We start from the raw sequence: 13,171 nt of genomic DNA, 5'->3' as shown, positions 1-13,171 counted from the left end.
AAACGCATACATACGGAAGCGGAGCGATCGTGAGCGACACCACCACCTGGCCCGGAATGCAGTTCGGCATCTTCACGGTGAGCGACATCACCGAAGACCCGACGACGCGCCAGACGCCCAGCGAGGCGGAGAAGATCCGCAACACGATCACGCTCGCGAAGCACGCCGAAGAGGTCGGGCTCGACGTCTTCGCGCTCGGCGAGCACCACAACCCGCCGTTCTGGTCGTCGTCGCCCACCACCACGCTCGCCTACATCGCGGCGCAGACCGAGCGCCTCGTGCTCTCCACCGCCACCACGCTCATCACCACGAACGATCCGGTGAAGATCGCCGAGGACTTCGCGATGCTGCAGCACGTCTCGGGCGGACGCACCGACCTCATGCTGGGGCGCGGCAACACCGGCCCGGTCTACCCGTGGTTCGGCAAGGACATCCGTCAGGGCCTGCCCCTCGCGATCGAGAACTACGCCCTGCTGCACAAGCTCTGGCGCGAGGACGTCGTGGACTGGGACGGGAAGTTCCGCACGCCGCTGCAGGGGTTCACCTCGACGCCGCGTCCGCTCGACGACGTGCCGCCGTTCGTGTGGCACGGCTCGATCCGCACGCCCGAGATCGCCGAGCAGGCCGCGTACTACGGCGACGGGTTCTTCGCGAACAACATCTTCTGGCCGTCCGAGCACTATCAGCGCCTCATCACGCTGTACCGCCAGCGCTACGCGCACTACGGCCACGGCACGCCCGAGCAGGCGATCGTGGGCCTCGGCGGACAGGCGTTCATGGCGAAGAACTCGCAGGACGCGGTGCGCGCGTTCCGGCCCTACTTCGACAACGCCCCGGTCTACGGCCACGGACCGTCGATGGAGGACTTCACCCAGATGACGCCGCTCACGGTCGGCTCGCCGCAGCAGGTCATCGACCGCTACGCCGGCATGCGCGACCTCTTCGGCGACTACCAGCGCCAGCTGTTCCTGCTCGACCACGCGGGTCTGCCGCTCAAGACGGTGCTCGAGCAGCTCGACCTGCTCGGCGGCGAGGTCGTCCCGGTGCTGCGCAAGGAGCTCGCGAAGGATCGTCCGGCCGACGTGCCCGACGCCCCCACGCACGCGTCGCTGGTCGCCGCGAAGTACGGCGATTCCGCACCGCGCCAGCCGCGTCCCAACGCCAACCGCGGCGACAACGTCACGGGCGGCTCGCCCTACCAGGACACCCCGGCCGCGGCGGGCGCCGCGTTCGGACTCGGACGCTGAGGGGCGGGTCCGCGATGAACACGCCCGCACCCCGCCGCATCGCCGTCGTCACGGCCGGGCTGTCGAATCCGTCGTCCACGCGGATGCTCGCCGACCGGCTCGTCGCGGCGACCGTGCGCGATCTCGCCGAGGCGGGCATCCCGGCGACCGCCGACGTGTTCGAGCTGCGCGACTACGCGCACGACATCACGAACAACCTCCTGACCGGATTCGCACCCGGCCCGCTGGAGTCCATGATCAACGCGGTCGTCTCCGCCGACGCCCTGATCGCCGTCACGCCGGTCTTCTCGACCAGCTACTCGGGTCTGTTCAAGTCGTTCATCGATGTGCTCGACCCCGACGCTCTGACGGGCATGCCGGTGCTCCTGGGGGCCAACGCCGGCACGGCACGGCATTCGCTGGCGATCGACTACGCGATCCGCCCGCTGTTCACGTACCTGCACGCCGAGCCTGTTCCCACGGGCGTGTTCGCCGCCTCGAGCGACTGGGGCGGCAGCGCCGACCAGGTCGCGCCGCTCGGAAACCGCATCGACCGCGGTGCCCGCGAGCTGGCCGATGCGGTCGCGCGTCGCGAACAGCAGACGGCGACCGACCCCTTCGACCCCGACACCTACCTCGGTGAGGGTCGCTCCTTCGGGCACCTGCTGGGCGGACTGGCGGGGGAGTAGGACCGCCGCGTCACCGAGCGCGGTCTCCGGGCTCGGCGGCCCGTGACTGATCAGCGCAGGCGGATGTCGCCGGGCGCCGTGAGCTCGCGCCACGGCTGCGGACGCGCGGCGGGCACCGGCGCGAGCACGTCGGCGTCCTCGAGCACGACGGCGCGGATGCCCGCGAGCGCCGTGATCTCGCCGATCGGAACCTGGAACGTGCGGAAGCCGCCCAGGGGTGCCGCGCGCACCCCCTGCTCGATCGTGGTGTCGATCAGGGCGGACTGATCGAGCACGAAGCCTGCCGCGGCGAGGGGCGCGGCATCCGTCCCCGTCGCCCAGGCCGCGATCTTCCAGAAGCGACGGGGCACGCGGATGCCGCGGTAGGGCGGGTCGTCGCCGGAGAGCACCGGCGCAGTGAACACCGAGATGCGTGAGCGCTGCGCCTGGGCGTAGGCGAGCACGTGGTCCTCGAGTCCCAGCCACAGCTCGGCCGACTGGTTGAAGCGGGATGCCTGCGGGGCCGCATTCGGGTACGCGAAAGTCTCCTCGGTGGCGCGGCGGGCGGTGGCCGCGTCGCCCCAGCCCGGATCGCGCCGACGCACCAGGTGGCCGCGATCGAAGTCGTTGCGGGCGTACACCGCGGGACCGGCCTGCTCGTCGGCGCGCAGGCGCGGATCGAGGTGCCATTCGCCGGTGCGCGGCACCTCCCGCAGGCTGCCGCCGTCGATGTTCACACCGGTCACGCAGGCCAGCGCCCGGGCGCGGTCCACCACCACGGTGAAGTGCGCGTAGTCCAGCTCGCGCACGTCGCGGTCGATCGCGTCGGGAAGGGCGACGACGTTCCAGAGGAAGCCCGGGTCGTATCCGGACGGGACGGCGCCGGCGTGCGCGATCATGCCAGCCTCGCGGCGAGGAAGTCGAGCGTCCGCCGCCATGCGTCGGCGGCGTCGTCGGGGCGGTGCGCCACGGCGTTGGTGTCGTTGAAGAAGGCGTGTCCGGCATCGGGATACACGATCGGGGTGAAATCGACCCGCGCCGCCGCCATCGTGGCCCGCACCCCGGGCAGGGCATCGACGAGGGCGTGGTCGTGCGCCCCGTAGAAGGCCAGGACGGGACACCCGATCTCGGCGATCTCGTCGGCCTCGGGTGCGCGACCGTAGAACGGCACGGCGGCGCGGATGCGGTCGTCATGGGCGGCGAGCGAGAACGCATACGACCCGCCGAAGCAGAACCCCACCACCGCGATCCGTCCGTCGACGCCGGGCGTCGTGGCGAGGGTGTCGACCGCGCGACGCAGCGCCGACAGCGCGCCGACCGCGAAGTCGGGCGCGCGGGTCGGGGCGAGCGCCTCGCGGAGGCGAGGCTGCGCGGCCGTGCGGACAGTCTCGTCGGGGTCGGCGCGCAGCGCATGCAGCTCGGCGCCCACGGTCGGGGTGATCCCCGCATCGCTGAGCAGATCGGGTGCGATCACCGCGTACCCCTCGGCGGCGAAGCGATCGGCCACGTCCTCGATGTGCGGCACGAGGCCCCAGATCTCGTGGATCAGCACCACGCCCCCGCGGGGCGTGGCCGCCGGCTCGGCGCGATACGCGTGGACTCCGTCGACGACCGTGTGCTCACCCATGCCGCCACCCTTCCATCCGGCGCCGACACCGGGCGCCCCCTTGACACCGCGGGGGGCGCCGAAGCGCCGGGTCAGCACCACGTCGAGCAGCGCGCCCACGGACAGGGCGACCACGATCGAGATCACCACGGCCAGCAGCGGCGCCCCGGGGATGAGCTGCGCGACCGCCGCCCCGATGAACGCCTGGTAGATCGCCCACAGGACCGCGGCACCGCCCGCGAACAGTCCGTACCGCCCGAAGGGCATCCGACCCGCTCCGGCGGTCAGGTTCACCGCCAGACGGGCGAACGGGATGAAGCGGGCGCTGAAGAGCACCGAGGCCGTGCTGCGCTCCAGTCGCTCCCGGGCCCAGCCGAACGCACGGGCCACACGGGGACGCCGCATCCAGGCCCAGCGGTCGAGGCCGACCAGACGGCCGACGGTGTAGCAGATGAAGTCGCCCGTCATCGCCGCGGCGGCCGCGACGCCGATCACCGCGACCAGCGGCGGCACCCCCTGCGACACCGAGATCGCCGCGTACGCGGTCACCGCGGCCTCGCCCGGCAGCACGACCAGGAAGGCATCGCCGAGCACCAGCGCGAACAGCAGCGGCAGGGCCCCGGGGCTGCCCGCGAGCGCGGCGAGTGCATCGTCGATCATGGCTGAGGGAAGCATCCCCATCCGGAGGCAACGCGTCGGGGCACGGTCGGTGTCGTCTTCGCGTGCATCGGGTGAACTCTGGGTGGCAGGGCCGGTTTCTGCAATCCCGGGCGGCTCGGCGGCTCCACCCTGGAGGCGTGAGAGTCGCGCTGCTCGCCGAGTCGTTCCTGCCCCACATGAACGGGGTGACCGGATCTGTGCTCCAGGTCCTGCGTCACCTCGAACGAGAGGGCCATGACGCCCTCGTGATCGCGCCGGGTGCCGGCGGTCCCGACGCCGACATCCACGGCGCGCGCACCACGCTGCTGCGTTCGGTGCCGCTGCCGTCGTACCCCGAGGTGCGCGTGGCGTTCGCCCGCACCGCGCGTCTCACGCGCCTGCTGCGGGAGTTCGGCCCCGACGTCGTGCACCTCGCCTCCCCGTTCGTGCTGGGCGGGCAGGGTGTGGTCGCCGCCGACGCCCTCGGCGTGCCGAGCGTCGCGGTGTACCAGACCGATGTGATCGCCTACGCCGAGAAGTACGGCGTGCCGGGCGCGGCGCCGATCGCCGCTCGCCACGTGGCGCGCCTGCACCGTCGGGCGACCCTGACCCTGGCCCCCTCGCGCGCCGCGGCGGCCCAGCTGCACGGACTCGGGGTGGATCGCGTCCGCACCTGGGGTCGCGGGGTCGACGCCGAGCGCTTCCACCCCTCTCGGCGCAGCGACGCCTGGCGCGACCGGATCGCCCCGGGCGAGGTGCTGGTCGGGTACGTCGGACGTCTCGCGCCCGAGAAGCAGGTCGAGGACCTCGTCGCCCTCAACGGCATCGACGGCGTGCGCCTGGTGATCGTCGGCGACGGGCCCGTGCGCGCCCGGCTCGAGACCCTGCTGCCGGGCGCGGTGTTCACCGGGTTCCTCGGCGGCGAGGAACTGGCCACGGCGCTGGCGAGCTTCGATGTCTTCGTGCACACCGGCGAGAGCGAGACGTTCTGCCAGACGGTGCAGGAGGCGCACGCCAGCGGAGTGCCCGTTGTCGCCACCGGTCGCGGCGGCCCCGTCGACCTAGTCCGCTCGAGCATCGACGGCTGGCTGTACCGCCCGGGCGACCTCGACGACCTGCGCACCCGCGTGGCCGACCTCGCCGGCGACGAGTCCAAGCGGCGGTCGTTCGGGCTGGCTGCGCGCGAAGCGGTGCAGTCGCGCACGTGGGAGGCGCTGGGGCACCAGCTCGTGGGCCACTACGAGGAGGCGCGGATGCTGCGGCCCATCGACGATGCGCTCGTCGTGCGTGCCGCGACCCGCCCCGCCGGTCCGCCGGCCGCCACGAGCGCGGCATCCGGTGTCGAAGCCCCCGCTCCGCGCTGGGCGCGCTACGTCGCGCTGGGCGACTCGATCACGGAGGGCCTGTGCGACACGTCTCGCGTGCCCGACGGTCAGTACCGCGGCTGGGCGGATCGCCTCGCGATGCTCCTCGCGCACGCCCGGGTGGGGTCGGGGCGATTCCGCTACGCCAACCTCGCGGTGCGCAGCCGCCGCATCGACGATGTGATCCGCGAGCAGATCCCCGTGGCCCTCGCGCTCAAGCCGCAGCTGGTGTCCGTGCTGATCGGTGCGAACGACCTCGTGCGGGTGGGTGCGGACCCCGCGGCGCTGGCGCGTCGGCTCGAGGGAGGGGTGCGCACCCTTCGCGCCGCGGGGTGCGATGTGCTGCTGGTCACCCCGTTCCTTCCGCACCGCGCCGCGGCGCGTGTGCTGGCGAAGAAGTTCGCGCAGTTCGCCTCGGAGCTGCGGGCGATCGCCGAGGAGACGGGCAGCCATCTGCTCGATGTCGACGCGCTCCCGGCGCTGGGCGAGCTGGGGATGTGGTCGGAGGACCGCGTGCACCTGCACGCCGTGGGCCACCGCTTCCTCGCCTACCGTGCGGCCGACGTGCTGGGGGTCCCCGACGCGGAGGCCCTGGGGACGCTGGATGCCGCGCTGCACGCCGACGACGAGATCCCCGTGACCACGCTGCCTTCGCGCACGTGGCTGCGCGTGCACGCGCTGCCGTGGCTGCTGCGGCGGATGACCGGCCGCACCGCCGGCGACGGGCTCTCGGCCAAGCACGACGGCTATGTCGAGCTGCGCCCGAAGACCGCCAGACGCCGCACCGACGCCTGACGCGCCGTCGACAGGAGGCTCAGCCTTCGATGCCCTGTTCGAAGTTCTCGAGCTCGAGGGCGAGCTGACGTCGCATCTCGATCTCTTCCGCCCGCGAGACTTCGAGCGCGTCGGCGTCGGGCTCTGCGTCGGACCCGACCTTCGGGTCGTCGCCGGGGGTGCGTGAGTCGTCGCGTGCCATGGGATGCCTCCTTCTCACGGTTCGGCGCGATGCCGGACACCCCCCACCGTACGGGCGGGCGCGGAGGCCCGCCACCCGTCGCGACCGGTCGCCCGCGTCAGGTGCGCCAGTGGTACTCGGTCTCGGGGCGCCCGGGGGTGCCGTACCGCGGGACCCGGTCGGCGCGTCCGGCCTCGGCGAGATGCTCGAGGTAGCGTCGCACGGCCACCCGCGACATCCCCAGGGTCTCGGCCGCCTCCGCGGACGAGAGCGGCCCGCTCTCCCGGAGGGCTCCGGTCACGCGGTCGAGGGTGTCGGCCGAGAGGCCCTTGGGGAGCGCGGCACCGCCGGCGGGACGCAGGGCGCTCAGGAGTGCATCGATCTCGGCCTGCGTCGCCTGCCCCGCGGCATCCTGCGCCCGGCGACGGTAGTCGCGGTACTGCTCCATGCGGTCGCGGAAGGTCGCGAAGTCGAACGGCTTGACGAGGTACTGCACCACGCCCAGCCCCACCGCCTGGCGCACCACATCGGCGTCTCGCACGCTCGTGATCGCGACGATGTCGACGTCGGCCGCGCGCGCCCGGATGTGGCGGGCGACGTCCAGGCCGTGGCCGTCGGGCATCGTCATGTCCAGCAGCACGAGGTCGATCGGCGCCGTGCCCCGCTCCTCCAGCACCGCGGTCAGCGCCGCGTGCGCCCCGGCGCACTCCGCGACCACCTCGAAGTCGTCGATCCGCTCGACGTACGCCCGGTGCAGCTCGCGTGTGAGCCGCTCGTCGTCGACGATGAGCACCCCGATCACGGCGCGATCCCGCTCGGCAGCAGTACGCGGAAGGTCGTCGGTGCACCGGCGTCGAGCGTGATCGAGCCGCCCGCCGCCTCGACGATGGCCCGCACGAGCGCGAGTCCCACGCCGCGTCCCTCCGCGCCGGCCGGCTTCGTGCTGAACCCGTGCTCCCAGACGCGCTCGCGCAGCTCCGGGGCGATCCCCTCGCCGCTGTCGGCGAAGGTGAGGGCGATCCGCTGATCGGGGGTGAGGGCCATCCCCACCCGCACCCAGCGCGGCTCGGGGCCGGCGGCGGCCGCGTCGATGGCGTTGTCGACGAGATTCCCGACCAGCGAGACCGCGTCGACGGCGCCGAGCGTCGTCCGCGGGATGGCGGGCTGCATGTCGACGCTCCACTCGACGCCGCGTTCGGCCGCCTGCGCCGCCTTGCCCAGCAGGAGGGCGGCCACCGTCGGGTCGCCGTCGCGCGCGACCACCCTGTCGACGAGGTCCTGGCTCGACCGCGCCGTCTCGGTGAGCAGCTCGATCGCCTGCTCGGTGCGTCCGAGCTCGAGGAGCGCCACGGCCGTGTGCATGCGGTTGCCGTGCTCGTGGGTCTGCGCGCGCAGCGCTTCGCCGAGGGTGCGCAGCGACTCGTACGACGACACCGCGTCGCGCACCGCGCTCGCCGGAAGGTCGCCGGCGATGCGTCGCGTGAACCGGCCGGCGAACCACGCCGCCGCGAGGCCGATCGCCGCCAGGGCGACGGCGATCGCCACGACGAACGGCACCTGCCCGAGCACGCCGCTCGCGACACTGCCCAGCGTGATCCCCGCCGACACCAGCGCCACCACGCGGCCCTCCGCCATGACGGGCACCACCGACCGCAGCGACGGCCCGAGCGTGCCGTTGGCCTCCTCCGTCAGCTCGCGGCCGGCCAGCCCCGGTCCGATCGTGCCGAGGTAGGGGCGGCCGATCTCGGCCGGGTCGCGGTGCGTGAGGCGGATGCCGTCGGGCGTCATGATCGTCACGAAGTCGATCGGCGTCAGGTCCATGATGCGCACGGCGATGGGCTGCAGGGTCGCGGTGGCCGCGGCATCCGTCCCGGTCGTCACGGCCGCCGCGACCTCCGGCATCTCCGCGATCGTGCGGGCGACGGCCAGCGTCACGGCTTCGGCCTGCGCGCGCTGGGTCGACTGCGCCTGCACCGCGAGCACCACGACCAGCAGGGCGGTGATGGCCACGACCGACCCGACGAACGCGAGGAACACACGGGATGCCGCGCTCCTGCGTCTGCTCGTCCTCGCCATCCGCGCCCTCGGGGTGTGCTGTGACCATTACGACCGCAACCGGTGCGTCGCGGCGATCTCGGCCCACAGTACAGGGCAGGGACCACCGCCGGACCGCGGCGGTCGGACAGCGAAGTCGTATCACCCACGGAGGCAAAGATGACTCTTCACATCCCACGGACAACGTCGATCAGGCTTCCCGGCTTCGGTCGCGGACGGGGTCCCGCACGCTGGGACCGGCACACCTGGCTCTACGTGGCGGTCATCATCGCGGTCGTGCTCGGCACCGTCGTCGGGCTGCTCTGGCCGCAGTTCGCCACGACGCTCGAGCCGATCGGCAAGGGCTTCGTCAACCTCATCAAGATGATGATCGCGCCGATCATCTTCTGCACGATCGTGGTGGGGGTCGGCTCCATCGCGAAGGCGGCCACCGTCGGCAAGATCGGCGGCCTCGCGCTCGTGTACTTCATGGCGATGTCGACCTTCGCCCTGGCGATCGGGCTCGTGGTGGGCAACATCATCCACCCCGGCGACGGCCTCAACATGACCGGCTCCACCTACGACGCCTCGAACGTCGAGGCGAAGTCGACGCAGGAGTTCATCCTCGGCATCATCCCCGCCACGTTCTTCTCGGCCTTCACGGGCGAGAGCGTGCTCCAGGTGCTGTTCATCGCGCTCCTGGTCGGCTTCGCCCTCCAGGGCCTCGGGAAGCGGGGCGAGCCGATCATGTTCGCCGTCAAGCAGCTGCAGCTGCTCGTGTTCCGCATCCTCAGCATGATCCTGTGGCTCGCCCCGCTGGGCGCGTTCGGCGCCATCGCGGCCGTCGTCGGCAAGACCGGTGCGGGAGCGATCGTGAGCCTCGGCATCCTGATGATCGCGTTCTACATCACGTGCGCACTGTTCGTGTTCGGTGTTCTCGGCACGGTGCTCTACGCCGTCTCGCGCCTGAACATCTTCAGCCTCATCAAGTACCTCGCCCGCGAGTACCTGCTGATCATCGGCACGTCCTCGTCGGAGTCGGCGCTGCCCCGCCTCATCGCCAAGATGGAGCACCTGGGCGTTTCCAAGCCCGTCGTCGGGATCACGGTGCCCACCGGCTACTCGTTCAACCTCGACGGCACGGCGATCTACCTCACGATGGCGTCGCTGTTCATCGCGGCCGGAATGGGAACGCCCATGTCCATCCCGGAGCAGATCGGCCTGCTGGCCTTCATGATCATCGCCTCGAAGGGCGCCGCGGGCGTCACCGGCGCGGGCCTGGCGACGCTCGCCGGCGGTCTGCAGGCCTTCCGCCCCGACCTCGTCGGCGGCGTCGGTGTCATCGTCGGCATCGACCGGTTCATGTCGGAGGGTCGCGCCGTCACGAACTTCACGGGCAACGCCGTCGCGACCGTGCTGATCGGCACGTGGACGAAGGAGTTCGACCGGGAGCGCGCTCGCGAGGTGCTGCGCGGCGAGCGCCCGTTCGACGAGGCGACGCTGTCAGGCGACGGGCACGGTGCGGACACGCCCGCTGCGACGGGGGAGACCGCCGCCCCCGATCGCGAGCTCTCCGGCGCCGGCGCTCGCTGACCCCGGAACGACGAAGGGCCCGGATCGCGGTCGCGATCCGGGCCCTGGCGTTCCGGCCGTCAGCCGCTCTTGCGGCGGAACTCCCGCTTGGTCACGGCGCCGTGCGTGCCGTGGATGGCGGAGTCGCCGTCCAGGTGCGCCTCGCCCTTGCGGCTCTGCGCGTTCTTTTTGTCGAGCGCCTCTTTGAACTTGCGCTTCATGTCGTCGGATGCCGCGGCACCCGCGGTCTCTTCGGTACTCATGTCCCCACCCTAGACATGCGTGCGATCCGGGCACAGAGCGTCGCGTACGGGGGACGCGGGGCGGGCGCGCCTGCTAGGCTCGGGAAGGTTGCCTTCGAGGCGTCCGCTCAATTCAATACGAGCTCACGGAGCAGGCCGGCAGCTAGCTGGTCCCCTGTAGTGATCTCCCCGACATCAGGTGCCGGGTGGGTTTCTTCTGGTGGCCAGTGCTGGCGCGATATTCGCGGCTGAGGCCGCGCGCCGAGATCTGCCTGTTCCTGCTCCTTCGTACATCCTCGTGCGCGATTCGCGCGCGCGAGGCTAAACAAAGAAGGAGAGACCTCTTGGAAGGTCCTGAAATCACCGCCGCTGAAGCCGTTCTCGACAACGGCCGCTTCGGCACCCGCACCGTCCGGTTCGAGACCGGTCGCCTCGCCCAGCAGTCGCAGGGCGCCGTGGCCGCGTACCTCGACGAGGAGACGATGCTCCTGTCGGCCACCAGCGCCGGCAAGCACCCGCGCGAAGGCTTCGACTTCTTCCCGCTGACCGTCGACGTCGAGGAGCGCTCCTACGCCGCCGGCAAGATCCCCGGCTCGTTCTTCCGTCGTGAGGGCCGTCCCTCCACCGAGGCGATCCTCGTCTGCCGTCTGATCGACCGCCCGCTGCGCCCGTCGTTCGTCGACGGCCTCCGCAACGAGGTGCAGATCGTCGTCACCGTCCTGTCGATCGCGCCCGGCGAGTTCTACGACGCTCTCGCGATCAACGCCGCATCGCTGTCGACCCAGATCTCGGGTCTGCCGTTCTCCGGCCCGATCGCCGGTGTGCGCCTCGCGCTCATCCCCGGGCACGGCGAGCACGCCGATCAGTGGATCGCGTTCCCGACCGTCTCGCAGCTCGAAGAGGCCGTGTTCGACCTCATCGTCGCGGGCCGCGTGCTGCCCGACGGCGACGTCGCGATCATGATGGTCGAGGCCGAGGCCACCGAGGGTTCGTGGAACCTGATCAAGGCCGGTGCCGTCAAGCCCAACGAGCAGGTCGTGGCCGAGGGGCTCGAAGCCTCGAAGCCCTTCATCAAGCAGCTCGTCGAGGCGCAGAACGTCGTGGCCACCACGGCGTCCAAGCCCGTCAAGGAGTTCCCGGTCTTCCTGCCCTACAGCCAGCAGACCTACGACTTCGTCGCCGGCCGGGCCTACGACAAGCTCGTCCCGATCTACCAGATCGCCGACAAGCAGGACCGTCAGAACGCCGACGACGAGCTGAAGGACGCCGTCAAGGCCGAGCTCCTGGCCGCCGTCGAGTCGGGTGAGCTGCCCGCCGCCGCGACGCTGGAGTTCTCCGCGGCGTACAAGTCGGTGACCAAGGTCATCGTCCGCGGTCGCATCCTCGCCGAAGGCGTCCGCATGGACGGCCGCGGCCTGGCCGACATCCGTCCGCTCGACGCAGAGGTGCAGGTCATCCCGCGCGTGCACGGCTCGGCGATCTTCCAGCGCGGCGAGACCCAGATCCTGGGCGTCACCACGCTGAACATGCTCAAGATGGAGCAGCAGATCGACTCGCTGTCGCCCGTCACGCACAAGCGCTACATGCACCACTACAACTTCCCGCCCTACTCGACCGGTGAGACCGGTCGCGTCGGGTCGCCGAAGCGTCGCGAGATCGGGCACGGCTTCCTCGCCGAGCGCGCCCTCGTGCCGGTGCTGCCCTCGCGCGAGGAGTTCCCGTACGCGATCCGTCAGGTGTCCGAGGCCCTCGGGTCCAACGGCTCCACCTCGATGGGCTCGGTGTGCGCGTCGACCCTGTCGCTGCTGAACGCGGGTGTGCCGCTGCGCGCCCCCGTCGCCGGCATCGCGATGGGCCTCGTGTCCGACCAGGTCGACGGCCAGACCCGCTACGCGGCGCTGACCGACATCCTGGGCGCCGAGGACGCGCTGGGCGACATGGACTTCAAGGTCGCCGGTACGAGCGAGTTCGTCACGGCGATCCAGCTCGACACCAAGCTCGACGGCATCCCGTCGTCGGTGCTGGCCGCCGCGCTGACGCAGGCCAAGGAGGCCCGCCTCACGATCCTCGGTGTGCTCAACGCCGCGATCGACAGCCCCGACGAGATGGCGCCGACGGCTCCGCGCGTGATCAGCGTGCAGATCCCCGTCGACAAGATCGGCGAGCTCATCGGGCCCAAGGGCAAGACGATCAACGCGATCCAGGACGAGACCGGCGCCCAGATCTCCATCGAGGAGGACGGCACCGTCTACATCGGCGCCGTCGACGGCCCGTCGGCCGAGGCCGCACGCGCCCAGGTGAACGCGATCGCCAACCCCACCAACCCGGAGGTCGGCGAGCAGTTCCTCGGCACCGTGGTGAAGCTGGCCGCGTTCGGCGCGTTCGTCTCGCTCCTCCCGGGCAAGGACGGCCTGCTGCACATCAGCGAGGTGCGCAAGCTCGCCGGCGGCAAGCGCGTGGAGAACGTCGAGGACGTGCTCGGCGTGGGTCAGAAGATCCTCGTCAAGATCACGAAGATCGACGACCGCGGCAAGCTGTCGCTCGAGCCCGTGCTCGACGACGCCGACACCCAGGGTTCCGCTGCTGCCAGCGAGGGCCCCGGAGACGCGCCCGCCGAGGGCTGATCCCCGTCGCACCGGATGCCCGTCCCCTCGTCGCGAGGAGGCGGGCATCCGTCGTTCACGGGCGCACGCGGGGCCGATGTCGCGGGGCGCGGTCGACGCGCCCGAGCTGTGATCGAAGCGTTATGCAATATTGATCGATCCCGGGCCCGGGTGCGCGGCCCGACGCCGGATCGGCCCTAACCTGTCAGTACGTGCCGGGGGGCGCGGAGCGGGCGATCGCTCACCTCCGACACGGAGGATC

The 13,171-nt window shown here is 71.5% G+C and carries 11 protein-coding genes; 5 read left to right on the top strand and 6 right to left on the bottom strand.

From position 1 onward, the window contains the following. Positions 1-56 precede the first annotated feature (56 nt). Together ACSJDX_RS14395 and ACSJDX_RS14390 are read left to right on the top strand one after the other, a co-directional pair. Positions 57-1,247, top strand: a complete 1,191-nt coding sequence (locus ACSJDX_RS14395; protein ID WP_438354999.1) for an LLM class flavin-dependent oxidoreductase — start codon at positions 57-59, stop codon at positions 1,245-1,247. A gap of 14 nt (positions 1,248-1,261) precedes the next feature. Then, positions 1,262-1,915 carry an FMN reductase gene (locus ACSJDX_RS14390; protein ID WP_438353326.1) on the top strand — a complete coding sequence of 218 codons (654 nt, stop codon included), beginning with the start codon at positions 1,262-1,264 and terminating at the stop codon, positions 1,913-1,915. A gap of 50 nt (positions 1,916-1,965) precedes the next feature. Here ACSJDX_RS14390 and ACSJDX_RS14385 read toward each other — a convergent pair whose 3' ends face one another. Together ACSJDX_RS14385 and ACSJDX_RS14380 are read right to left on the bottom strand one after the other, a co-directional pair. Continuing rightward, entirely contained in the window at positions 1,966-2,793 is an 828-nt protein-coding gene (locus tag ACSJDX_RS14385) for a DNA/RNA non-specific endonuclease (protein ID WP_438353325.1), read from the bottom strand. Next, positions 2,790-4,160 (bottom strand): dienelactone hydrolase family protein, encoded by a 1,371-nt coding sequence (locus ACSJDX_RS14380; protein ID WP_438353324.1) that lies wholly within the window; start codon positions 4,158-4,160, stop codon positions 2,790-2,792. Before ACSJDX_RS14380 ends, ACSJDX_RS14385 begins: the two co-directional genes overlap by 4 nt. 137 nt (positions 4,161-4,297) lie before the next feature. On the opposite strand from ACSJDX_RS14380, the gene ACSJDX_RS14375 reads away from it, so the two are divergent. Further along, entirely contained in the window at positions 4,298-6,298 is a 2,001-nt protein-coding gene (locus ACSJDX_RS14375) for a glycosyltransferase (RefSeq protein ID WP_438353323.1), read from the top strand. A 19-nt stretch (positions 6,299-6,317) separates the two neighbouring features. Here ACSJDX_RS14375 and ACSJDX_RS14370 read toward each other — a convergent pair whose 3' ends face one another. From ACSJDX_RS14370 to ACSJDX_RS14360, 3 genes are all read right to left on the bottom strand, one after another. Further along, on the bottom strand, positions 6,318-6,479 hold the full coding sequence (locus ACSJDX_RS14370; RefSeq protein WP_438353322.1) for a hypothetical protein: 162 nt from the start codon (positions 6,477-6,479) through the stop codon (positions 6,318-6,320). Positions 6,480-6,576: 97 nt separating this feature from the next. Then, positions 6,577-7,260 (bottom strand): response regulator, encoded by a 684-nt coding sequence (locus ACSJDX_RS14365; protein ID WP_438353321.1) that lies wholly within the window; start codon positions 7,258-7,260, stop codon positions 6,577-6,579. Beyond that, entirely contained in the window at positions 7,257-8,468 is a 1,212-nt protein-coding gene (locus tag ACSJDX_RS14360) for an ATP-binding protein (RefSeq protein ID WP_438353320.1), read from the bottom strand. Before ACSJDX_RS14360 ends, ACSJDX_RS14365 begins: the two co-directional genes overlap by 4 nt. Positions 8,469-8,672: 204 nt before the next feature. Between ACSJDX_RS14360 and ACSJDX_RS14355 the strand changes: the two genes are divergently transcribed. After that, complete coding sequence (locus tag ACSJDX_RS14355) at positions 8,673-10,085, top strand: cation:dicarboxylate symporter family transporter (RefSeq protein WP_438353319.1); 1,413 nt, start codon at positions 8,673-8,675, stop codon at positions 10,083-10,085. Positions 10,086-10,144: 59 nt separating this feature from the next. Here ACSJDX_RS14355 and ACSJDX_RS14350 read toward each other — a convergent pair whose 3' ends face one another. Next, positions 10,145-10,327: a DUF5302 domain-containing protein gene (locus ACSJDX_RS14350; RefSeq protein WP_438353318.1), complete on the bottom strand. Its 183-nt coding sequence runs from the start codon at positions 10,325-10,327 to the stop codon at positions 10,145-10,147. 323 nt (positions 10,328-10,650) lie between these two features. On the opposite strand from ACSJDX_RS14350, the gene ACSJDX_RS14345 reads away from it, so the two are divergent. Further along, complete coding sequence (locus ACSJDX_RS14345; protein WP_438353317.1) at positions 10,651-12,930, top strand: polyribonucleotide nucleotidyltransferase; 2,280 nt, start codon at positions 10,651-10,653, stop codon at positions 12,928-12,930. Positions 12,931-13,171 lie beyond the last annotated feature (241 nt).

It is taken from the genome of Microbacterium fluminis, from assembly GCF_051549805.1.
Taxonomy (GTDB): Bacteria; Actinomycetota; Actinomycetes; order Actinomycetales; family Microbacteriaceae; genus Microbacterium.
The sequence above is the reverse complement of the archived record's forward strand: the minus strand, read 5'-3'. Positions and strand labels throughout refer to the sequence as shown.

Bases quoted from the DNA above. Each gene is read 5' to 3' on its own strand.
- ACSJDX_RS14395 (WP_438354999.1), top strand. From the start codon at position 57: ATGCAGTTCGGCATCTTCACGGTGAGCGACATCACCGAAGACCCGACG.
- ACSJDX_RS14390 (WP_438353326.1), top strand. From the start codon at position 1,262: ATGAACACGCCCGCACCCCGCCGCATCGCCGTCGTCACGGCCGGGCTG.
- ACSJDX_RS14385 (WP_438353325.1), bottom strand. From the start codon at position 2,793: ATGATCGCGCACGCCGGCGCCGTCCCGTCCGGATACGACCCGGGCTTC.
- ACSJDX_RS14380 (WP_438353324.1), bottom strand. From the start codon at position 4,160: ATGATCGACGATGCACTCGCCGCGCTCGCGGGCAGCCCCGGGGCCCTG.
- ACSJDX_RS14370 (WP_438353322.1), bottom strand. From the start codon at position 6,479: ATGGCACGCGACGACTCACGCACCCCCGGCGACGACCCGAAGGTCGGG.
- ACSJDX_RS14355 (WP_438353319.1), top strand. From the start codon at position 8,673: ATGACTCTTCACATCCCACGGACAACGTCGATCAGGCTTCCCGGCTTC.
- ACSJDX_RS14350 (WP_438353318.1), bottom strand. From the start codon at position 10,327: ATGAGTACCGAAGAGACCGCGGGTGCCGCGGCATCCGACGACATGAAG.